At 36.6% G+C, this 22,516-nt stretch carries 28 protein-coding genes; 11 read left to right on the top strand and 17 right to left on the bottom strand.

Translation table 11 applies throughout. The annotated features are described in order from the left end of the window. Positions 1–13 precede the first annotated feature (13 nt). Genes OCL94_RS06870 through OCL94_RS06845 form a run of 6 tightly spaced genes read left to right on the top strand, consistent with a single transcriptional unit; the run spans position 14 to position 5,268 of the window. Positions 14–1,393: an ATP-binding cassette domain-containing protein gene (locus tag OCL94_RS06870; RefSeq protein ID WP_262995865.1), complete on the top strand. Its 1,380-nt coding sequence runs from the start codon at positions 14–16 to the stop codon at positions 1,391–1,393. Beyond that, positions 1,383–2,384: an ABC transporter permease gene (locus tag OCL94_RS06865; RefSeq protein ID WP_262995863.1), complete on the top strand. Its 1,002-nt coding sequence runs from the start codon at positions 1,383–1,385 to the stop codon at positions 2,382–2,384. Before OCL94_RS06870 ends, OCL94_RS06865 begins: the two co-directional genes overlap by 11 nt. Further along, positions 2,338–3,507, top strand: a complete 1,170-nt coding sequence (locus OCL94_RS06860) for a 2,3-diketo-5-methylthiopentyl-1-phosphate enolase (RefSeq protein WP_262995861.1) — start codon at positions 2,338–2,340, stop codon at positions 3,505–3,507. Before OCL94_RS06865 ends, OCL94_RS06860 begins: the two co-directional genes overlap by 47 nt. Then, a complete protein-coding gene (locus OCL94_RS06855) occupies positions 3,492–4,133 on the top strand; it encodes an MtnX-like HAD-IB family phosphatase (RefSeq protein WP_262995859.1) in 642 nt (213 codons plus the stop codon). Before OCL94_RS06860 ends, OCL94_RS06855 begins: the two co-directional genes overlap by 16 nt. Then, on the top strand, positions 4,130–4,735 hold the full coding sequence (mtnB, locus tag OCL94_RS06850) for a methylthioribulose 1-phosphate dehydratase (RefSeq protein ID WP_262995857.1): 606 nt from the start codon (positions 4,130–4,132) through the stop codon (positions 4,733–4,735). The genes OCL94_RS06855 and mtnB overlap by 4 nt, the downstream gene beginning before the upstream one ends. 14 nt (positions 4,736–4,749) lie before the next feature. After that, positions 4,750–5,268: a 1,2-dihydroxy-3-keto-5-methylthiopentene dioxygenase gene (locus OCL94_RS06845; protein WP_262995855.1), complete on the top strand. Its 519-nt coding sequence runs from the start codon at positions 4,750–4,752 to the stop codon at positions 5,266–5,268. Between the two features lie 57 nt (positions 5,269–5,325). Here the strand turns inward: OCL94_RS06845 and OCL94_RS06840 are convergent, their stop codons facing one another. The 9 genes from OCL94_RS06840 to pta form a co-directional block, all read right to left on the bottom strand. Next, positions 5,326–5,721, bottom strand: a complete 396-nt coding sequence (locus OCL94_RS06840; RefSeq protein WP_262995854.1) for a type II toxin-antitoxin system HicB family antitoxin — start codon at positions 5,719–5,721, stop codon at positions 5,326–5,328. A gap of 18 nt (positions 5,722–5,739) precedes the next feature. Beyond that, positions 5,740–5,946 carry a type II toxin-antitoxin system HicA family toxin gene (locus tag OCL94_RS06835; protein WP_262995852.1) on the bottom strand — a complete coding sequence of 69 codons (207 nt, stop codon included), beginning with the start codon at positions 5,944–5,946 and terminating at the stop codon, positions 5,740–5,742. A gap of 95 nt (positions 5,947–6,041) precedes the next feature. Further along, a complete protein-coding gene (locus OCL94_RS06830; protein WP_262995849.1) occupies positions 6,042–6,515 on the bottom strand; it encodes a GNAT family N-acetyltransferase in 474 nt (157 codons plus the stop codon). Beyond that, positions 6,502–7,017, bottom strand: coding sequence for a GNAT family N-acetyltransferase (locus OCL94_RS06825; RefSeq protein WP_262995848.1), 516 nt, complete (start codon positions 7,015–7,017; stop codon positions 6,502–6,504). Before OCL94_RS06825 ends, OCL94_RS06830 begins: the two co-directional genes overlap by 14 nt. A gap of 77 nt (positions 7,018–7,094) precedes the next feature. Next, positions 7,095–8,210 (bottom strand): GNAT family N-acetyltransferase, encoded by a 1,116-nt coding sequence (locus OCL94_RS06820; RefSeq protein WP_262995846.1) that lies wholly within the window; start codon positions 8,208–8,210, stop codon positions 7,095–7,097. A gap of 17 nt (positions 8,211–8,227) precedes the next feature. Then, positions 8,228–9,340, bottom strand: a complete 1,113-nt coding sequence (locus OCL94_RS06815) for an ATP-grasp domain-containing protein (RefSeq protein ID WP_262995844.1) — start codon at positions 9,338–9,340, stop codon at positions 8,228–8,230. Positions 9,341–9,601: 261 nt separating this feature from the next. After that, complete coding sequence (locus tag OCL94_RS06810; RefSeq protein ID WP_233681957.1) at positions 9,602–9,928, bottom strand: YuzB family protein; 327 nt, start codon at positions 9,926–9,928, stop codon at positions 9,602–9,604. Further along, on the bottom strand, positions 9,921–10,760 hold the full coding sequence (locus OCL94_RS06805) for a lipoate--protein ligase family protein (protein WP_262995841.1): 840 nt from the start codon (positions 10,758–10,760) through the stop codon (positions 9,921–9,923). Before OCL94_RS06805 ends, OCL94_RS06810 begins: the two co-directional genes overlap by 8 nt. A gap of 3 nt (positions 10,761–10,763) precedes the next feature. Further along, positions 10,764–11,753 carry a phosphate acetyltransferase gene (gene pta, locus OCL94_RS06800; RefSeq protein ID WP_262995839.1) on the bottom strand — a complete coding sequence of 330 codons (990 nt, stop codon included), beginning with the start codon at positions 11,751–11,753 and terminating at the stop codon, positions 10,764–10,766. Positions 11,754–11,906: 153 nt separating this feature from the next. Between pta and hemQ the strand changes: the two genes are divergently transcribed. Next, complete coding sequence (gene hemQ, locus OCL94_RS06795; protein WP_262995837.1) at positions 11,907–12,656, top strand: hydrogen peroxide-dependent heme synthase; 750 nt, start codon at positions 11,907–11,909, stop codon at positions 12,654–12,656. 176 nt (positions 12,657–12,832) lie between these two features. Here the strand turns inward: hemQ and OCL94_RS06790 are convergent, their stop codons facing one another. From OCL94_RS06790 to OCL94_RS06770, 5 genes are all read right to left on the bottom strand, one after another. Further along, the gene (locus OCL94_RS06790) at positions 12,833–13,366 is read right to left on the bottom strand and encodes a hypothetical protein (protein WP_262995835.1); all 534 of its coding nucleotides are present in this window, start codon (positions 13,364–13,366) and stop codon (positions 12,833–12,835) included. Between the two features lie 25 nt (positions 13,367–13,391). After that, positions 13,392–14,198, bottom strand: coding sequence for an iron ABC transporter ATP-binding protein (locus OCL94_RS06785; protein WP_262995832.1), 807 nt, complete (start codon positions 14,196–14,198; stop codon positions 13,392–13,394). Beyond that, entirely contained in the window at positions 14,191–15,144 is a 954-nt protein-coding gene (locus OCL94_RS06780; protein ID WP_262995830.1) for an iron chelate uptake ABC transporter family permease subunit, read from the bottom strand. The genes OCL94_RS06785 and OCL94_RS06780 overlap by 8 nt, the downstream gene beginning before the upstream one ends. Next, on the bottom strand, positions 15,134–16,090 hold the full coding sequence (locus OCL94_RS06775; protein ID WP_262995829.1) for an ABC transporter permease: 957 nt from the start codon (positions 16,088–16,090) through the stop codon (positions 15,134–15,136). The genes OCL94_RS06780 and OCL94_RS06775 overlap by 11 nt, the downstream gene beginning before the upstream one ends. 92 nt (positions 16,091–16,182) lie before the next feature. Further along, complete coding sequence (locus OCL94_RS06770) at positions 16,183–17,214, bottom strand: siderophore ABC transporter substrate-binding protein (RefSeq protein WP_262995827.1); 1,032 nt, start codon at positions 17,212–17,214, stop codon at positions 16,183–16,185. 264 nt (positions 17,215–17,478) lie between these two features. Here OCL94_RS06770 and OCL94_RS06765 point away from each other — a divergent pair, with 264 nt between their 5' ends. Next, positions 17,479–18,828 (top strand): APC family permease, encoded by a 1,350-nt coding sequence (locus OCL94_RS06765; protein WP_262995825.1) that lies wholly within the window; start codon positions 17,479–17,481, stop codon positions 18,826–18,828. 234 nt (positions 18,829–19,062) lie between these two features. On the opposite strand, the gene OCL94_RS06760 is transcribed toward OCL94_RS06765, so the two are convergent. The 3 genes from OCL94_RS06760 to OCL94_RS06750 are packed head-to-tail and all read right to left on the bottom strand — an operon-like array spanning position 19,063 to position 20,413. Then, complete coding sequence (locus OCL94_RS06760) at positions 19,063–19,425, bottom strand: DUF423 domain-containing protein (RefSeq protein ID WP_262995823.1); 363 nt, start codon at positions 19,423–19,425, stop codon at positions 19,063–19,065. Positions 19,426–19,448: 23 nt separating this feature from the next. Next, positions 19,449–19,757 carry a YwdI family protein gene (locus OCL94_RS06755; RefSeq protein WP_262995821.1) on the bottom strand — a complete coding sequence of 103 codons (309 nt, stop codon included), beginning with the start codon at positions 19,755–19,757 and terminating at the stop codon, positions 19,449–19,451. Beyond that, a complete protein-coding gene (locus OCL94_RS06750) occupies positions 19,757–20,413 on the bottom strand; it encodes a uracil-DNA glycosylase (protein WP_262995819.1) in 657 nt (218 codons plus the stop codon). Before OCL94_RS06750 ends, OCL94_RS06755 begins: the two co-directional genes overlap by 1 nt. Before the next feature lie 107 nt (positions 20,414–20,520). Here OCL94_RS06750 and thiD point away from each other — a divergent pair, with 107 nt between their 5' ends. The 3 genes from thiD to bshB2 all read left to right on the top strand — a co-directional run bounded on the left by thiD (position 20,521) and on the right by bshB2 (position 22,510). Beyond that, the gene (gene thiD, locus OCL94_RS06745; RefSeq protein WP_262995950.1) at positions 20,521–21,351 is read left to right on the top strand and encodes a bifunctional hydroxymethylpyrimidine kinase/phosphomethylpyrimidine kinase; all 831 of its coding nucleotides are present in this window, start codon (positions 20,521–20,523) and stop codon (positions 21,349–21,351) included. Between the two features lie 123 nt (positions 21,352–21,474). Further along, positions 21,475–21,834 (top strand): YojF family protein, encoded by a 360-nt coding sequence (locus tag OCL94_RS06740; RefSeq protein ID WP_262995817.1) that lies wholly within the window; start codon positions 21,475–21,477, stop codon positions 21,832–21,834. A gap of 13 nt (positions 21,835–21,847) precedes the next feature. Further along, a complete protein-coding gene (bshB2, locus tag OCL94_RS06735) occupies positions 21,848–22,510 on the top strand; it encodes a bacillithiol biosynthesis deacetylase BshB2 (protein ID WP_262995815.1) in 663 nt (220 codons plus the stop codon). Positions 22,511–22,516: the final 6 nt, after the last annotated feature.

Raw genomic sequence — 22,516 nt, 5'->3', positions numbered from 1 at the left:
GGGACTGAACGCTATGCATTTCGAAGTTTCTAATTTAGATTTGACGATTAACACACACCATATTCTTAAAAATGTTTCTATTCATTTTGATCAAGGTAAAATTCATGCTCTTATCGGTGGAAATGGAGCGGGTAAGTCATCGTTGATGAAAGTGTTAAATGGTTCATATGCATATCAAAAAGGTACGCTTTCGATTAACAATAAATCAGTTGCAAACTTTTCTGATGAAATTGCTTATGTCGCCCAAGAAGTTGATGAAGTATTATTTCAATCCTTAACTGTTTATGACAATTTAACCTATAAAGATCGAACAAAAGGATTCTTGTATAAACAACAGCGTAAGCAAGTATTAAAAGACTATATCAATAAATTTGGTCTATCATTTTCTCTAGATACTTTCGTCCGAGACTTAAGTGTTTCTGAAAAACAACTTCTTGTAATTGTTCGAGCTATTTTAGAAAATAAGCGTTTGCTGATTTTAGACGAACCAACAGCATCTCTTAGTCAACGTGAAGTAGATATATTATTTAAGGAATTAGCGTTGTTAAAAGAGAATATGGCAATCATCTTTATTTCTCATCGTATTCCAGAGTTGTTGCAAATAGCTGATGACATTTCTGTATTAAAAGATGGTGCGATTTCTCATTCGTCACCAGCAAATTTATATGATGCTGAAACACTATACCAATCAATCGCTGGTACAAGTATCGTACATACAAAGAAAAATCATTCAAGCGCTAATAAAGTATTTTCTTTCCAGAACATTAAGACAGATCGATTACACAACATTGATATTCATGGCTTTAAAGGTGAAGTCATTGGTATTGCAGGACTTGTCGGTGCAGGAAAAACAGAATTATGCGAATGGCTATACCACAATTTATCTCACGAAAAAATATCATATTGTACTGAAGAACGCCAAAAACATGGTCTGGTCATGCCTCATAGCATCCAGAATAATATTTGTTTTAAGAGTAATCATTTCTTTACTCATAATAAAAATGAAGAAAGTTTGACGTTACCTCTAGCAAATAATATTGGCCTAAAATACAAATCGTTAAATCAGCCTGTTCAATCATTGTCCGGGGGCAATCAACAAAAGGTAGTTTTATTACGTGGCCTTTATCAGCAGTCTAATATTTTTATTCTGGACGAACCTACTGTTGGTATCGATGTGGGTGCTAAACAGGATTTATTTAAAATAATCAATCAATTGGCTGCTGACGGAAAAACTATTATTTATGCTTCCAGTGATTTCAATGAATTAATGCATGTTACTGATCGCATATATACATTATATAAAGGCCACATCGTTGATGAGCAATTAACAATAAATACGTCTGAGTCTGATTTATTACACAAAACTACCGGAGGAATTCAACATGCAGTTTAAACAATACGGTTTGATTTCCGTGATTACATTGCTTGTCATACTATTTAGCGTGACGGCTCCCAATTTTTTAACTACCGACAATTTACTTTCAGTTGTTAGTGGAATGGCAATTGTAACGATAGTCGCTATCGGGATTACGTTTAGTTTAAGTGTTGACGGCTTTGATTTGTCAGTCGGTTCAACTGTCACATTAAGTAACGCTGTTATTATTTCACTATTTGTGTGGCACGGAATGAATATCGGTTTATCTATCGCTATAGCATTAGCAGTTTCACTACTTGTAGCATTTATTAACATTGTACTCATTATTAAATTTAAAGTACCTGATTTATACGCTACACTTGCAACGATGTTTATTGTAGAAGGTGTCGCATTAACATATTCAGAGGGTGGATCAATCAGTCAAGGTATGACAAGACAAAATGGAGTTGCTACAACAGGTAAAATTCCTGATGCTTTTAAAGCTCTATCTGAACCCGTTCCTCTAATTATCGCAATGCTCACTGTTGTCTTTATCACATACATCCTACTACATAGAACAAACCCAGGGCGAATCATGTATATGATTGGTGATAACAAGCAAGCTGTACAATTTGGTGGAATCAATACAACGAAGTATATCATCATTAGCTATTTAGCTTCTGCATTTTTTGCTTGTCTTGGCGGAATTTTACTTGCAAGCCAAGTTTCATCTGCTCAAGTGAATTCAGGTGCAGGCTATTTAATGACTGCTGTTGCCGCAGCATTTATCGGTGCAACTGTTTCGAAATCAGGTAAACCTAACATTATGGGGACATTTCTAGGGGCATTACTGATTGCAATTCTTGAAAATGGACTCGTCATGCTATCAGTACCTTATTACGGTTTGAATATTATTAAAGGTTTAGTATTAGCTGGCGCACTGATTATCAACTATGCACAATTTAAACAAAGGAGGCTAAAGCGTGGCACATATCATAGCGAAGTACCAGCTGCACAACAATCCATCTAATATTGATGCGATTGCAGAAAAGTTAGCAATTGGATTAACGGTTGGTAGCTGGACTGATTTAACTGAAGAAGATCAGGCGCACTTAGAGAAATATAAAGGTGAGGTTATTTCCAAGGAAATTATTGATGAAGATAAAGGTATTCACAATATTTCAATCGCCTACCCAGAGCATAATATTACGCCTGATTTTTCTTCAATACTGACAACTGTGTTCGGTAAGTTATCGCTCGATGGCAAAATAAAATTGCTAGATATTGATTTTGGTGATTATATTAAACACTTTAAAGGTCCAGCCCTTGGAATTGAAGGTGTAAGAGCGTTACTGAACGTCCATGATCGCCCACTTGTTATGAGTATCTTTAAAGGCATCATCGGGCGTGATGCACAGTTCTTTAAGACCCAACTACGCGCACAAGCGCTTAGTGTCGATATCATTAAAGATGATGAAATCTTGTATGACGTGCCAGAACTTCCGTTTGAAGAACGTATTCAAATTGGTAAACGTGTACTCGACGACATATATGAAACAACTGGCCGTCGCGTACTATATGCAGTGAACTTATCTGGTCCGGTCTTTGAACTACCGCAAAAAGCGCATAGAGCGAAGAGTTTAGGTGCCAATGCGTTATTATTCAATGTACACACATACGGTCTTGATGCTTTGAAAGGTATCCGTGATTTGGATTTAGGATTACCCATTCTTGCACACCCTGCATTAAGTGGTGCCTTATGCGGTAGTCCTGACTACGGTATAAGTTATCATCTATTGTTAGCAAAACTTACCCGTATTGCTGGTGCAGATTTAATTCTCTTCCCTGTTCCGTATGGCTCGATTGAATTAACTGAGAGAGACGCTAAAGAAATCGTGTCTGATGCAATAGCAGAAAGTACGATAAAACGTGCCTTCCCTGTTCCATCTGCTGGTGTACATCCAGGTCTCGTTAAACGCATCATCGATGATTTTGGAGAAGATATCGTAATTAATGCAGGCGGTGGTGTACATGGTCATCCAGACGGTGCAACTGCTGGTGGAGAAGCGTTCTTACAAGCAATCAGCCATTATAAGACTGGCGCTCGCGGTGAAGCTTACGATAAGGCGGTGGCATTATGGGGTACATCATAGCATGTGATTTTGATGGAACGGTTACTGCAACCGATACGATTGTAGCGATTATAAAGCGCTTTGCGCCAGATAATGGCACACCTATCGTCAAACAAATCCTGAATCAGGAGATTTCAATTCAACATGGCGTCACTGAACTCTTTCGTTTACTGCCATGCGATAAGAAAGATGAAGTCATTCAGTTTGCATTAGAGGAAGTCAAATTAAGACCTGGCTTTCAAAAGTTACTAGATGATGCGCGTGTATTAAAAATCCCTTTCTATATTATTAGTGGTGGTATGCACTTCTTTATCGATCCAATCTTAAAGCAGTTTAACGGGATTACTCAAGCGTTTGCGAACGAGGTGGATTTTTCCGGTCGTACAATGGAAGTCATATGGACACATCCATGCGATGCACAATGTACGGGTCAATGTGGCACATGTAAACCATCGATTGTGAGACAACTGGTTAAAGAAGAGCGTGTGATTGCAATCGGTGATAGTGTTACTGATTTGAAGTTATTAGAAATCGCTGATGTTGCTTTTACAACGTCCAAGCTCACTCAATTCGCACGTGAAAAAGGCATCGACCATCATCACTTTGAAACATTTGATGATATTAAGTTAAGCGAGGTGATTTCATGAGTGCATTACTAGACATTACACACATTAAAGAAAGACTTGCCAGAAACAATCATTTCCCTGGCACAAGTGGTAATTTAGGCGTTCGAATTGATGCGCATAGTTTGTATGTTACGACGAGTGGTGTTGATAAATATGAAACGACAGACACAAGCTTTGTGAAAGTCGATATGGATGGAAAGCCGATTGACACCGATTTAGTCCCTTCACTTGAAACGGTACTTCATTTAGAAATCTTTAAACGAAGTAATGCCAATGCATCAATTCATATCCATACAGTTGCGAATAATGTAATTTCGGAACTGTATGGTGATCAAGGTTATGTTGAATTTCGAAATCAGGAATTGATTAAAGCGTTTGGATTATGGCAGGAAACTGATGTACTGCGCATACCCATTATCGAGAACCCCGCTGACGTAACCATCCTTGCAGAGCTTTTCGGCGAACACGTCATACAAGATAGTGGTGTTGTACTGATTCGCAACCATGGTATTAATGCTTGGGGCAAGACAACATTAGAAGCCTATAAATTATTTGAAGCAGCAGAATTTTTATTTCAGTATCATCTGCAACTTGCAGCAGCAAGACAATATATTAATAACTAAGAGGAGAGATAATTATGGCATATTTAATTTTTCAGGAAACAGGTAAACGTTTAGATAATCAAGAGGAAATTCACGCATTTTTAGAAAGTAATGAAGTCATCTATGAACAGTGGGATACGACAAAATTGCCAGACAACTTAAAAGAGAACTACAGTTTAACAGATGAAGATAAAAGTGAAATCTTAAGCACATTTAAAGAGGAAATCGATGCGATTAGTGCGCGTCGTGGGTATAAAGCAAGTGATGTGATTAGCTTATCAGATACGACACCAAACTTAGATGAATTACTTACGAACTTCCAGCGCGAACACCACCATACAGATGATGAAGTACGCTTTATTGTGAGTGGTAATGGTGTATTTGTCATTCAAGGTAAAGATGAGAAGTTCTTTGAAGTACATTTAGATCCAGGAGATTTAATCTCCGTACCACCAAATGTTCGACATTACTTCACACTATCAGATAATCGTAAAGTTGTAGCCGTACGCATCTTTGTGGATGAAGCAGGATGGGTACCTGTGTACGAGAAGTAAATAAAAGATTAAAACAGGTCTGGTAGAAAAAATTACCAGACCTGTTTCATTCTTATATTAATAATGCAATAGTTCTTTTTCCAGAGCTTCTCGAAGAACTTTAGAAACTTCGATATTTCTAGATTTTGCAAGTTCATTTAGATAATGAGGAATTGTCACATTTCTTCTATCATATTTAGGTGATTTACTGTGAATAATTCTATCTACACTCATTGGAATAGTCATATAAAAATCACCTTCAACTTTTGCAGCTGCATCATTTATCGGTTCCGGGTACGCTTCCCCTAAATCAATCAACGAGAGAATATGAACATCTAATGCCTCTACTAATCCACTATATAATTCTTCTTTTGTTTCTGCTTCTGAGAATGCCTCAGGAATTTCTACAAAATTAGCCCAATAACGATTATTTTCTTTTCGAACATCTGCAGTATAAAGCATATAATTGTGCATATCTTCACCTACTTTAATTTATATATTTTCTCCCTCTAATCCAGCCTGTTTCCAAATTGCTTTCTCTAATCCCAATCCAATATCACCAGAATGACTCGGAAGTGTTACTTTCCTTTTATTCGTTGGATTATAGAACATAACGTGACCACCTTTACCACGGCGAGATAATTCAATAAATCCATGTTTTAGAAGTATTTTTCGTATTTGGCGATAGGTCTTAGGCATTCGCCATTTCCTCCTGTACTAGTGAGATGAAGTTATATAGTTATTATAACAAATTTTAGATACACACTCAATACACATTTCAAAGGTTGTTTATTTTATATATCTTTCTTCAACAACCCTGTCGTTACTTTCTCTCCAAACAGTTCTTCTTCGTACTCACGTACAAGTTCAAATCCTGTCTTGTCATAGAACGCACGGGCAAGTGCATTGTTGCTGGCAACCTCAACGAACAATTCATTGTATTCATTAAAGTATTCAAGTCCCGCTTCTAACAAATCAGCACCGACATGCTTTCTTTGAAACGCAGGATTCACATAAATTGCTGATAAGAACAATTCTGTCCCGTTAATAAAGTTCGCAAAGCCAATCACTTCATCGTCATTTTCAGCAACTAAAAATAATGAGTCATCAATTCTTCTCTCTAAACGTTCATCATTATAGGCCGCTTCTAAGAACTTCGCGATAGTACCTGCCTCCATGATTTTTGCATATGTATCATACCACGCCATTGACGCGATTTTTTTAATTTTAGGTACATCTTCTTTTGTTGCTTTTCTAATGTTCACCATCTGTGCTTCCTCCTATTTTACATCCTAATATAGTTAAGGAATAATAATTTCCATCCATAATCGCTACATCAGGTAGTTCTCCGTATGTCATAAATCCATGTTTCATAAATAATTTCAATGCACGTGTATTATGTGAAAAAGTAAATGCCAGAAGCGTTTCAATATTTAATTCATTTGCAATACGCTTCATCTCAGTCACCGCATAGTCTCCTAACCCAACGCCACGGAAGCTTTCATCTAAATATAAACTAATTTCAACCGTTTTACCGTATGCTGGTCGTCCGTAAAATGTCTCAAAGCTCAACCATCCCGCAACTGCATTATTTTTGAGAAATAAAAAAATCGGACGCTTATCCGAATGATTTAAAAACCATTCTGTCCGACTTTCTACGGTTACAGGCTCAGTGTCTGCAGTGACTAATCTACTTTCAATTGTGGAATTGTAAATTTCAACAATACGCGGCAAATCATTGATTGTTGCACGTCTCATCTCTATCGACATGTGCATCACCGCCTAAAATTAAGATAGTCATATTATAACATTATTAATGTCAGAATAATAAATATATTTATTAAAAATTACTTAAACTGCAACTTTTTTAGTAGATACTTTCCTAATGGTGTCGCTACCTTAGTGAATAAAGCATAACTCACAAACGGCACAATCTTTAAATGCTTATAGTAAATATAATGATATTCTAAATATGGTCTACTACCACGTGCTAATTTATAGTCTTTCGCACCAGCACTGTTATTGATTTGATAGCCATTGTCCTTTGCAAAATTGTAAAGTAACCCACTTGTCATAAAGTATAAACCTTTCACTGACTGATCCATTCCAAAATACGCAGGGAATAACACATTTCCTGTTTGACTCACACCCATAAATGAAATGATACGATCACTGTCTTTTACAACAAACCATGCAAGATTCAGTTCATTATATATAAATCTGAAGAAGTCCTCCGTGTAATGTGGATTAAAGTCCGAATACTTATCCAGATATACTTGTTTATAAAGTGGCATCAACTGACTAAATTCATCGTCTTTAATTTCACTCGTAAATGTATACCCACTTTTCTCGAATCGTTTCATATCTTTCTTCAAATCTTTACGTTCATTCTTGCTATGTCCATCGCTTGGAGCAAAGATGTAAATGGCACGAGAAATCATCTCAGAATAACCTACTCCAGCTAACTGTTTCATCTTCTCCTGATGAAATTTATCATTTAAAGTACGATAAACAATGGCATGTTTCGGGAATCTTGCAACAAGAATTCTTGTCACTTCTTGTATTTGGTCAAATTCAAAACCTTCATACATCGTTGTCGACATAAACGATGGAAATACAGTAACCGTCTTCTCACCTGTAAATCTTAAGATTGTTCGACCAATATTCAGAAGTTGATTCGCTAACGTCTTAATAACGCCCGGCATTTCCATGCGGTCTACTTCTGAATGCATTTCATCTATGTATTGACCTGTGAACGAATGAATCCACGACTCTTTATTCCCACCATCTTTAACACTGTATGGAATAAGTTGTCCGTTTAGCAGAATGACTTCAACACGTGCATGAATATTCTCAATGCCACGATGGATCCCCTCCATCATATACTTTAAATACGCCTTATTAAAAGGAGAGATATCCACTTCGTTAAAAGGGATATCCTCAAAATTGGTATAAATCGCCATTCGTAAAACCTCTTTATCTATAGATTTACAATGTCTTCATTCCATTCGATATCATACGTTGTGATCGTATTAACTGTTGTCTTCTGCGTCTTCGCTTCAAACCACCACTGTGCACCACTGATGATTTGTTCAAAGAATATTGATTTCTCACTTGGGTGCCAGAATATATCTTTTCCATATTTTAATCGTTCTAAATTATGTTTCTTAGGTCGCATAATGAAGTTATATAATGATACGAAAATTAATTGACGTGCTTCGTATTTCGGTGCACATTGCTTTAATTCCCATACTTCAGGTTGCATAAATAATGCACCATTCGTCGCACGTGGATTACATTCGATAAAGTAGTATTCACCAGTTGTGTCACATTTAATGACGTCAAAGGCGATTTGATAAGACCAGTTCAAGTTCTTGATTACTGCTTCAATAATCTCCTGTAACTCTGAATTCTTCTCAGAAGTGAAGTGTGTTGAACAATTATAGCTATCGTGTGTATTTGATAAATATAAAGAAGTTGATAAAGTTTCACCATCTTTAGCAAAACTATATGAACACCATTCAGTACCTTTAATTAGCGTCTGAATCATGAATGGGAACTCGATCATGTTGTCATTCTCTAAAGACATACGTGTAAGTTTTCGCACTGATTGACCGAAACGACCGTAAGGCTGTTTAACGATATATTCATCACCCGGGAAATCGTTTATAAACGTTGTTAAGTCATTCTGATTCATAACATATTTCGTATCTGGTACTTTAAAGCCCATCGCATCAATTAATTTTGTGAAGTTATACTTGTTATGCACTGAAAGCATTTTAGTGATATCTTCAACCCATACAGGCGCGATGAGTTTGTCTTTCATGTATGATAAATAAAATGATTCTTCGTTTAATGGGATGATTAAATCGATATTGTGTTCTTTAACAATATTATTAATGTCGTTAATATATTCTTCAGTAGAGAATCGTGGTGACGTCGTTTGAATAAATGCTTCGATAAATTTAGAATTCTTGATGCTGACCTTTTTGGTAGAGTCCGTTAAGAATACTGTTCTGCCTAGTGCGACCTGTTGCTGAACAACTTCGTATGAAATTGGCGCACGAGCACCAGTAATTAATATACGTTGCACGAATCGTTCCACCCTTCTATTAATTCGACCTTATAGTTATACAAATTAATCTTATCAAAAGGATGTTAAACTCATGTAAATTTACATTAAAGAAGTATGTAGGATTGTAAAGAGGGTTAAGAAACAAAAAAGACCGGGAACTTAATCCCAGCCTCATTTCAGCCCTTTCGACAAAAACAAAACTCAACCTAAATCAAAGAACGATTTCTGATGGGTTTTCACCAGTTTTTCAGCGACTAACCGCTTTGTCGACAGTATGTTTTATCTATTCAATTTCTCTTTCAACTTCGCATTCTGTTCGTCTAATCGACGTTTACGTTCTGCGTTACGTTTCGCAAGTCGCGCTTCCTCTTCCGGATCGCGTTTCTGTGCTAAACGTTTCTTTACTTTCTCAAGTAATTCTTCTTCAGTTGCGGCTGCCAAAGGACGGTTATTTACAAATGCGAAAGTTTTTCGTCTACCAGGTCCACAGTAAGACTGGCATGCGATTTCAACTTCAGCATCTGGATCTAACTTCTCTAATTTCGGTAGTAATGTTCTTAAACACACACCTTGGCAATCATCGCATACTTGAAACTTATTACGCATTTGATTCACCACCTTGATTTATTTTTATTTTTGAATTTCGTTCAATCATGCGTTCGAAGTAATTATTATACAACGTCCACATATCATCTGTCATCTCATTATTTGATAAAGTTGCACCTAAATCTTTCATGGCGTACAGTAATTTGAAGATTACTTCATCCACTGTAAGCTCCACCCCAAGCAATTCAGATAAGCTTGCCATACATGCAGGCTCAATATCTGGATACGTGAATTTCGTAGTTTCACCGCGAAGTGCCACTTCATAAAACTGTCGCATCAGTTCAGCACGTGCGCTCCCGCTTCCTTCCACACAAAGATAGATTTGCACAGCAATCCCATCTTTCACACGACGTTGAGAAATCCCGGCAAATTTCTTGTTATCAATACTTAAATCATAACTACCCGGGCAATATGAGTGTGTGATTTCTTTCGCTTCGATGTGTTTATGATACTCCTTAAACATTTCCTGTATCAGTTCATACATAAATTCATACCCCGCATCTATCGGATACGTAATAGAACCTGGAAATATGAGTGAAATATTCAGTACTCCAGCATCCAGTACGACACCAAGTCCACCAGAATTACGAACGATTGCGCCATATCCATGATTGTTAAGAAATTCGATACCCTTTGCAATGTAAGGGAGTCTTGCATCATGTATACCCAGAATAACAACATGGTCATGAATCCACGTGCGTACCACACTGTCGTGATTCTCCTGACCATTCAAATGACAATACATATCATCAAAAGCAAAGGACTGCATTGGCTGCAGTCCTCGCGTATGATCAACGTATTGCCAATTTTCTTCAAAAATTGACTTTGTCATCTATTATAAAGATTGCGCTGCAGTAATGATTGATAATGATACAACGTCTTCAGTTGAACATCCACGTGATAAATCATTCACTGGTGCATTTAATCCTTGTAAGATTGGTCCAACTGCATCAAATCCACCTAAACGTTGCGCAATTTTGTAACCGATATTTCCCGCTTCTAAGCTAGGGAATACGAATACGTTTGCGTCACCTTGAATTGGTGATTCTGGTGCTTTTTTCGCTGCTACTGATGGTACGAATGCAGCATCAAATTGGAATTCTCCGTCGATTACTACGCCTTCTAAGTCAGACTCAGATGCTAATTTTTCTTGTGCTAATTTAGTCGCTTCTACAACTTTTTCAGTTTCAGGTGTTTTCGCTGAACCTTTAGTAGAGAAACTTAACATTGCAACTTTAGGTTCCATACCGAATGCTTTTGCTGTCTTAGCAGATTCGATGCCGATTTCAGCTAAAGCAGCTGCATCTAATGTTGGGTTGATTGCACAATCTCCCATTAAATATTGCTCGTCTTCACGAATCATGAAGAATACACCTGATGTACGAGATACGCCTGGTTTCGTCTTGATGATTTGTAATGCAGGGCGTACAGTGTCAGCTGTAGAATGTGCAGCACCTGATACTAATCCAGCAGCACGGCCAGTGTAAACTAACATTGTACCGAAGTAGTTAGGGTCTTTTAACATTTCTGTTGCTTGTTCTTCAGTTGCTTTACCTTTACGGCGTTCAACAAATTTCGCGATTAACTCTTCGCGTAATTCACTTGTTGTTGGATCGATTACTTCAATACCTTCGATTGAAATATTTAACTTTTCAGCAAGTGCTTTAACTTCTTCAGCGTTACCTAATACGATTGGTGATACTTTGTCACCTTTGTGTAATTCAACAGCAGCTTGTAATACACGCTCGTCATTACCTTCTGGTAATACAATCTTAACGTTTTTACCTGAAAGTTTTTCATTTAATACATCTAATAATTTAGCCATAATAGCCTCCCGAATATTTTAATTCATCCCCATCACTCATTATAGACTCTTTTTATAGAAATTACACGTTATCAATTTAATATTTCTACGAAGATACATATTAATTTAGATATGATAGAATGATAATGATTACAATTAGAGGAGAGATGAATAATGAACGAAGCAGCAAAAACATTAGATGGTTGGTATAGTTTACACTTATTCTACGCAATTGACTTCACAAGTTTAAAATTAGTTGAAGCTGAAGACCGTACAAAAATGGTAGACGAATTAAGTGCATTCATCAATAAATTAGAAGCTAATCATGTGGCGAAAGAAGGTTCTTACGCACTTTATAACATTACAGGTCAAAAAGCGGACTTAATGCTTTGGATGTTACGTCCTGAAATGAAAGATTTAACAGCTGTTGAAACGGAATTCAACAAATTAGCAATCCGTGATTACTTAATCCCAACATATTCATATGTTTCAGTGATTGAGTTAAGTAACTACCTTGCACAAGGTTCTGATGAAGATCCATATGAAAATCCACATATTAAAGCAAGATTATATCCAGAATTACCACGTTCTGAATATGTATGTTTCTACCCAATGGACAAACGTCGACAAGGCGAAGATAACTGGTACATGTTAGACATGGATCACCGTAAAGGTTTAATGCGTTCTCACGGTATGATTGGTCGCGGATACGCAGGTATCGTGAAACAGTTCATCACAGGTTCTGTCGGATTTGATGATTACGAGTGGGGTGTAACATTATTCTCTGATGACGTATTACAATTCAAGAAATTAGTATACGAAATGCGTTTCGATGAAGTATCAGCACGTTACGGTGAATTCGGTTCATTCTATGTTGGTAACATCTTAAAAACAGAAGATTTACAAGGTTTATTTACAGTTTAATATGCGTTGTGACGATGCCCGTTTGGTTATACTAAACGGGCATTTTGTTTGATTTTTGTACGTATAGTAGTGCTCAACGGGCAATCTCCATCAACGATCCGTCAACACCTCCATACTAAACAACCAAGTCCACTTGTATACTTTTTTGGATAAAAAAAATAAACCCATTCCTAGTTTTATTTTTTCTGAACGATATGAATTGCTCCGTCATTATGCAATGGTGCTGTTGATGTTGTACCCTCTTTTGCAATATCATCTCTGAATCGTCGGTAATCATTAATATAACAATCATATTGATGACCATCGATGTTATCGGTCCACATTTTTTTATCACCTTTTTGATACGTCACATTCACTTTACCGATTTTCACTTGATAGTCGGCTTTATTTTTAATGACATAATACGTCGTTACATAATCTTTCGTCTTTCCATCATAAAAAGCATGAATCCCAATCCCTGGTGTACCTTCATGTGAAGCTAAAGATAAACTGCTTTCTTTCACACCCTTAAACAACTTCTCTTTCACCGCTTCACTAGCTTCATCCTGCGTCTTAAAGCGCATCTTCTCAAAATCTGCAATCTGACTTTTCGTCACTTTCGGAAATTGCTGTGGGTTCATTAAATTCTGTATAGTAATCCCAATAGCAAATATCCCCAACAATACAAGTATCATCATTAGAAATTTCTTCGTAAATATCTCTTTCATCATTAGCTTCTCTTCTCTATTTTAGATTTTAGACGACTTGCACTTCTTCAATAAATTCATCCACCGACATGTTCTCATCATCAAAGTATACACAAATTTGTTGACCGAAGATACATTCAATATTGATATCCATATCATACACGGCTTTCAATTTCTCAGTCGTAATGACCTCTTCTTTTGGACCTTCAAGTAACACTTCTCCGTCCTTAAGTGCAATGATATCATCTGCATAGCAAGATGCAAAGTTAATATCGTGAATTACGATCACAATTGTTTTATTTTTCTCACGGACTAAACGTCGTAACAACTGCATCATCTGAACAGAATGTTTCATGTCCAAATTGTTTAATGGTTCATCTAAAAAGATATAATCCGTATCCTGTGCTAACGTCATCGCAATATACGCTCGTTGCTTCTGACCCCCACTTAATTCATCAACATAGCGGTCCTGAATTTCTTCCAGCACTAAGTATTCCAGCGCCTCATCTACGATACGTTGATCTTCTTTCGTCAGTCTGCCTTTCGAATACGGAAATCGTCCGAAGTTAACAAGCTCACGAACTGTAATCTTCAAGTTTGTATGGTTACTTTGCTTTAGTACAGCAAGTTGCATCGCAATATCTTCAGATTTCATCTTGTGTAACGGTTTGTCATCAAGCAACACTTCCCCACTATCAAAGTCTGATAGTCGTGTAATCGCTGATAATAACGTTGATTTCCCGGCGCCATTCGGCCCTATAATCGCCGTAATCTTACCTTTATTAATTGTTGCTGATACATCTGTTAATATTTCTTTCTTACCAATTGTTTTGTAAATATGCTTTACGTTAATCATGTGCACCCTCCCTGAATAGTAGGTAAATGAAATAAATACCACCGAATAAGTTAATCATAATCGTTATCTCAGAACTGCCTTCAAACAAATATTGATTAGCCATCTGACCCATTAGTAATGTAATGATAGAAATGAGTATCGTTGCGATTACTAGCGGCTGATGTTTGTATGTATTTAAATACTGGTATGCGATATTACACACGATAATGCCTAAGAATGTAATCGGACCAACAAGCGCAGTAGAAACGCTTACTAATATTGAGACAATTAATAACATTGCTTTTGTCAGACGATTAACGTTTACACCTAAGTTAATCGCATGGTCTTTACCAAGCCTCATGACATCTAAACGGTAATTATTTCTATAGATATAAACGAGCGATAATATGATAATGATTGCACTAATGAACAGTAACTTTTCATTCACCGTATTGAAACTGGCAAAGAGTTTATCCTGTACTAATAGGAAGTCATCCGGATTCATCACCATATTCATAAAGCTTGATAAACTTTGAAAGAATGTCCCCATCACCAAACCAAACAATAATACGAAATAAACAGAAGTTGAATTTTTGAAGACCAGTCTAAAGAGCAGTAATGTAAACACAATCATACAAACGACTGATAATGCAAAATTCGTATAGACATTAAAGATTTGGTCTCCCATTTGACCGAATATAAAGATAATCATCGTCTGTAAGAATAAATATACAGCATCCAAACCAATAACAGACGGTGTTAATAGATTATTCTCAGTAATCGTCTGAAAAATGAGAGATGATACACCAATCGCTGCTCCTACCAGGATAATCGCAATAACCTTTCGAATTCTCGTCGGCAATAAATAGTTGAGTGCATTAAAGTTAAGTTGAATTAGGATAAATCCAGTGATTAGCAACACTACAACGAGGATTAACATCATAATTTTCTTCATATTAGGATGCATATGAATTTCTCCTTTTCAGTAAAATAACTAAAAATACAACACTGCCAAGAATACCTAAAGTTAATCCAATTGGAATCTCGTACGGGAATATAATCAGACGACTAAAGATATCAGCGATCATTACTATAATCGCTCCAAGTAAAGCAGTATATGGTACCGCACGTTCTAAATGATCACCTGCATAAATTGCAACGATATTCGGAACAATCAACCCAAGGAATGGTAGTATCCCAATCGTCACGACTACTGTCGCTGATACAACAGCAGCAATAATTACGCCTAAGTGCATCATTTTCTCATAAGAGATACCTAAATTCTTACTAAATGATTCACCCATACCGACAATCGTGAAGTGATGCGCAAAGATATAAACGAGTATGACCATCGGGACAATTAAGATTAGTACTTCATAACGCCCTTTCGTGATCATCGAGAAATCCCCTACAAAAAAGTTAGATAAGCTTTGCACAACATTAAATCGTAGTGCTAAGAACGTTGCAATACTTGAAACAATATTACCTAACATTAAACCAACGAGCGGTATAAATATTGCGTCTTTATATTTAATCTTCTTTACAATCCACATAAATGAAAGCGTCCCGATAACGGCTGCCAATATACTCATCGTAAGCTTTATCAAAATATGAACTTCCGTAAAGAAAATCATTGATACGAGTACACCTAACTTTGCGAAATCCATCGTTCCGGCAGTCGTTGGCGATACAAACTTATTACGCGTTAATTGCTGCATCAGTAGGCCGGCAACACTTAAAGCTGCTCCGGCTAAAATAATGGATAACGTACGTGGAAATCTACTATTTAATAAAACATTCCATTGATTCTCTGTTAAATGCATTAAACTTTTCGGTGAAATCTCTACAACACCGATAAACACCGATATTACAGATAGTAATAAGAGTATGAGACCTGCATATAATATCTTCATAATTAGCTCCTAACAAATGGATACTTAAAACAGACATAAGAGGGCAAGATAAATAATATTTATCTGACCCTCAAAATATCGTCATGTCATCTTTATTTGTATGCTGCTTCTACTTGTTCGATTTGTTGAATTGTTGTTGTCGGACTTCCACCTGCTAAGTACCATAAGAATGGATCAAAATCGACAACTTTATCATTTTTCACTGCGTTTACTTTCTTAACAACATCGTTTGACAGTGTTTGCTTACTTGTCGCTTTACCACCAATCGCTACACCACGGTCCATCGCAAAGATTAAATCCGGATTTTTAGCATTTAAATATTCGAAGTTAACTGGCTGACCATGTCCTGTATCAGGCTTAATATTTTCATCAGCCGTTTTAACGCCTAAATCTTCATATAAGAATCCGTAACGACCTTTCGGACCGAAGACTGATAACTCACCTTCATTAACAAGTAGGAATAACGCTTTCTCTTTTGCTTTTGAAATTTTTTCTTTAGCCGACGCAATTTTATCTTCTAATTTTTTATTTAAATCTTTTGATTCTTTTTCTTTACCAAAGATTTTCCCTAAAGTTTCAGTATTTTCTTTAACACTATCAATATAGCGATCGTTTTGTGGTGCTGAATAAAGTATTGCTGCATTAGGCGCTGCTTTCTTTAATTCGTCTAATACTTTCGTATTTGCCTGACGACCATTGATTAAGATAAGATCAGGTGAAAGCTCCGCGATTTTCTCAAAGTTGGGTTCTTTCATGCTGCCTAAGTTCTCATATTTTTTATTTTTAAAGTCACTTAAGAATTTCGGTAATAATGAATCATTTTCACCTTTAGGTAATGCGACAACACGATCTTCAACTTTTAAATCTTTCATTGTTGTTAATGTACCAAAATCAAAAACGACAACCTTTTTAGGATTTAAAGGGACTTTCACTTTCTCAGTGACTTTTTTTGAGTCAGAACCATCAGGCTTCGTTCCATATTTCAAGTAAGTTCTTTCAACTTCAATTGAACTTGCTGATTTCGAATCTTTATCCTCTGTTTCTTTCTTTGTTTCTTTGCTACCACAAGCAGCAACTGTAAGCATTACAAGTAATGCGACTAAAAATAATGAAAAACGCTTCACAATTAACTCTCCTTCGTTATGTATATTTAATATTTGCTGATACTCCATAAATAAGTGCACTCTTCATCCGGAATTTCCAGCTCAACTGATAATAATTATCAATGAGAATCATTATCAGTTATTACTATACCAAATTGAGAATCATTTTCAACCTGTATTTAAAAAAATACAAAATTTTTTATGTTTTTTATCAAATTTTTATATTGATAGCGCTTTATTTCGTGATATATTGAACTTAAGAAATAGATTAAGGGGTGAAGTTTTATGAACAAACAACACGGAGAACAAGCACTCGAGAAAACGATTGGATTCTGGACAGCCATTACAGTTGTTATAGGAACAATTATCGGTTCTGGTGTGTTCGTTAAACCTTCTGTCGTACTCAATCATGCCGGTACGAGTGATTTAGCAATTTGGGCATGGGTCGTTGGGGGAATATTAACATTAGCTGCAGGACTTACAATTGCAGAAGTCGGCGCACAAATTCCAAAAACAGGTGGTCTTTATGCTTATATTCGTGATATTTACGGACCATTCTGGGGATTCTTAACAGGATGGATGCAAACCGTTATTTATGGTCCCGCAGTTATTGCGTCTTTATCATTATTCTTTGGTATTTTAGTAACAAACTTTTTTGAATTAGATCCTGCTTTAGGTATCTGGATTGGTATTGCAGCCTTTACGTTTCTTGTTATTTTAAATATTATGGGCACAGGTTTAGGCGGTGCGATGCAAACATTTACGACAGTTTGTAAATTGATTCCTGTATTTGCGATTATCATTTTCGGTTTATTATGGGGAAAAGAAGGCGTGTTTGGTCACGACGTTACAAGCTTGATTAAAAATCAAGAAGAAATTAACTTTGGCCGTGCTGTCCTTGCGACATTATTTGCGTATGACGGCTGGATTCTATTAACAAACTTAACAGGGGAAATGAAAAATGCGAAACGTAACTTACCACTTGCAATGATGGCAGGTATTGGTACAGTTACACTTGCATATGTATTAATCAACTTTGCAGTATTACGCGTTATCCCAGCTGAAACTTTAGTTGGATTAGGCAATACATCTTCAGCAGAAGCAGCGAAAATATTATTCGGGGATTTCGGTTCTAAAGTCGTTAACATTGGGGTTATTATTTCAATCTTCGGATGTTTAAACGGTAAGATTATGACATTCCCACGTATTCCATTCGCGATGGCTGATGATCATTTATTACCATTCGATAAAGCCATCAGCTATGTGAGCCCAAGGTTCAAGACGCCAATTGGAGCACTTATTGGGGTATATATTATTAGTATGATTTTATTATTATTAACAATCATTATCCCTAAAATCGTTAATGCGGATTACTTATCAGAAATTTGCATTTTCATTATTTATTTATTCTATAGTGCTGCATTTATTGGTTTATTTATCCTTCGTAAACGTAATAAAGGGGTTAAACGTGACTACTCAGTGCCACTTTATCCGATTGTACCGATTATTGCATTATTAGGTGGATTCTTTATTATCATCAGTACATTAATGAGTGACTTTGTCGGATCAATGCTTGGCGTTATTCTCGTTATTATCGGCATACCGTTCTACTTCGTATTAAGAAATAGACATTAATATGTTTATTGCCTCAAAATACGGTTATATAGTGAGTAATACAACTTATAGAAATGAGGCAAATGACTATGAATAAATTAGTTCGTTTAATTATTAAATTAAGTCCGATTATCATTCCAATCGTTAAAGCTCAATTAGAGAAACGTGCTCAACAACAACGTAACAATCCAACGCAAGCTAAATAATTAATAAAAATAAGGGCAAATGTGAACTGATCACATTTGCCCTTATTTATTATAGTTTCATAGCCGCTATCACTAAAGCTACCCACGCTGCGATAAATAATACACCACCGATTGGCGTAATCGCACCTAAAATCTTAATTTGTGTTAATGCTAAAATGTATAAAGACCCACTAAAGAATACAATCCCGAACGTCATCATCCATCCTGCCGGCACTAAATTCATTTTCGTTGTGCCATTTAATATACCAATCACCAGTAATCCTAATGCATGATACATTTGATATGTTGTCGCTTTCTCCCATATACTCATATACTTTTCAGTTAATTTACCTTCTAATCCATGCGCACCAAATGCTCCACAAGCAACTGCCATCATCGCATTAATCGCACCAATAATTAAAAATAATTTCATTTCCGCTTCCTCCTCGCTATAGTTTAAAAGTCAAAAATTGAATCTCCATTACCAAATCCATCATCTGTCGCTACTTTACTATCGTTGGCAACAACTTTCGCCCCCATCATTCTCAGCTCTTCTGTCGTAATGCCTGCATGCGGCCCAGTACTTCGACTAACATTTGTTTGTTGTACCGGTGTTTGTGGCATCACTACGCCACTCTCTTCAGTTTGACCGAAACGCGCTAACATTTCAATCGCATATAAATGTTTATTGAATTCAGCATTACTCTTCGCCTGCTTTAAATTCGCGATTTCCTGCGATAATTGCGCGATTAATTTATCGTTCATTATAATTCCTCCCTTGCCCAATCAACAGGCGTTAATCCGTGTCTCTGCAAATCCTCGTTAATTTGACTGAATGGTTTCGACCCAAAGAACCCTCTATATGCACTCAATGGACTCGGATGAGCACTTTTTATAATCGTATGTTTATCAGTATTAATAAATTGGGCTAACGTTTGCGCAGGACTTCCCCACAGTACAAAGACGACGTGATCTTTATGTGCAGAAATAGATTCAATAATGGCACGCGTAAATATTTCCCATCCGATATCTTTATGCGCATTCGCCATCTTCTCTTCAACAGTCAGAACTCTGTTTAAGAGTAATACGCCCTCTTTCGCCCATCCTGTCAAATCACCCGTCATCCTCGTAACTTTCAAATCACTTTCTAGTTCCTTATATATATTACGTAAAGATGGCGGTAGCTTCGTGCCTTGTTGCACAGAGAATGCCAGCCCATGAGCCTGATTAGGTCCATGGTAAGGATCTTGCCCGATAATAACCACTTTAACTGCGTCAAACGGCGTTAATGTAAATGCATTGTATATCGCCTCACGGGGTGGATATATCGTTTTCGTTTGATAGACATCTTCTAAAAATGCTTCCATTTGCGAAAAATCATGTTTATTTTTTATGTCATGAAAAATTGTTTGCCAATCCATATACTCACCTCTACAAAATTGTAACATACCTTTGAATTTATTTATTTTTTAAAATACATAATAATGATATGATAATATAACAAATAACTAATTAGGGGAAATGAATGATGAGCTTAAAAAAGATTTTAACAATTGCAGGATCTGATACAAGTGCCGGAGCGGGTATGCAAGCGGACTTAAAAACATTCCAGGAATACAACACATATGGTATGGTCGCTTTAACAGCTGTTGTAGCAATGGATCCTGAAACTTGGGGACATGACGTTACACCTTTACCGATTGAATTATTAGATAAACAAATCAAAACAGCTTTATCTATCGGTCCTGATGCAATTAAGACAGGTATGTTAGGTACTGAAGAAATCATTGAACGTGCTGCACTTGCTTTCAAAGATTCAAATGCGCAATTCTTCGTTGTAGACCCAGTAATGGTATGTAAAGGTGAAGACGAAGTATTAAATCCAGGCAATACAGAAGCAATGATCAAATATTTATTACCACTTGCAACTGTCGTAACACCAAACTTGTTTGAAGCAGGTCAATTATCTGGTTTAGGTAAATTAACGACAATCGATCAAATGAAAGAAGCAGCTAAGATTATTCACGACCGCGGTGCGAAACACGTTATCATTAAAGGTGGTAAAGCGTTAGAATCTGATGAAGCATTAGATTTATACTTCGACGGTGAAACTTACACATTACTGACTACAGATAAATTCCAATCATCGTATAACCACGGTGCAGGTTGTACATTTGCAGCTGCAACAACAGCGAACTTAGCATTAGGTAAATCACCTCGTGAAGCGGTTATCGCAGCGAAAGGGTTTGTTGCTTCAGCAATCAAACATGGCTGGAAGATGAATGAATTCGTTGGTCCTGTGAATCACGGTGCATACAACCACGTAGAAAAAATTGAAGTAACAACGAAAGAAGTTTAGTGACTTTGAGGCTGGGACATTTGTCTCAGCTTTTTTGTACTTTTTATCGTTACCAAGCTCAAAAGGTATAATTTTTACAATATATTTAGTAAAATAGTCTAGTATAAACTTTGAGGAGTAATGATGATGGAATTAATCGAAAAACAACAAGTGCAGGAATTATTGAATCAGTTTCAAAATAAACCTGTTTATTTACATGTAGAGACAACAAACGGTGCTTATGCAAGCCACTTTGACGAAAAAGTGTTCAATGCAGGTACATTTTTACGCAATATTAAAGTATCATATATTCAAGGTATTATTACAGGTGGCGGTAAAGAGCCATTCCGTGTCGGATTAAAATTAGATGGCGGCTGGATTTATGTCCAAGGTTTAACGCATTTTGAGATTGATGCAGAAGGTCGATTCTTAATGGCTGGATTAAATTATCAAGGACAGCTGGCAGCAGCACTTGAAATCAGTGAAACGCCGTTTGAGGTGTAAGGGGGAAATAGAGATGGAACAAGAAAGACAAGTACTCGTAATCTTCCCTCACCCGGATGATGAAGCATTCGGCGTATCAGGTACGATTATGAAACATATTGATGCAGGCACACCCGTGACCTATGCATGTTTAACATTAGGACAAATGGGACGTAACTTAGGTAACCCACCGTTTGCAACGCGTGAAACGTTACCGAAGATCCGTGAGAAAGAATTAGAAGATGCGTGTCGTGTGATGGGTATTACAGATTTACGTAAAATGGGATACCGTGACAAGACGTTAGAATTCGAATTACTAGATGATTTAGTTGATATGGTAATGCGTTTAATTAATGAACTCAATCCATCACTTATCATCTCTTTCTATCCAGGCTATTCAGTCCATCCGGATCACGAAGCGACAGCAGATGCTGTTGTTGAAGCGGTACGTCGTATGAAAGGTAACAAGCCGAAATTACATTTAGTTGCATTTAGTAATGATGCTGTTGAGAATATTGGCGAACCTAATATTATTAATGATATCGCTGGTTATGAAGATAGAAAAATGAATGTATTAGGTGCACATGCATCTCAAACAGGACCTATGTTAGAAAATTTAGCAGCAAATACACAAGAAGCGGAAGCAGCAAAAGATATGTGGCTGCGTAAAGAACGCTTCTATCAATATGAACTTTAATTAGGA

Source organism: Macrococcus capreoli (genome assembly GCF_025628935.1).
Classification (GTDB): Bacteria; Bacillota; Bacilli; order Staphylococcales; family Staphylococcaceae; genus Macrococcoides; species Macrococcoides capreoli.
This window is presented reverse-complemented; position numbering and strand designations above follow the sequence as displayed.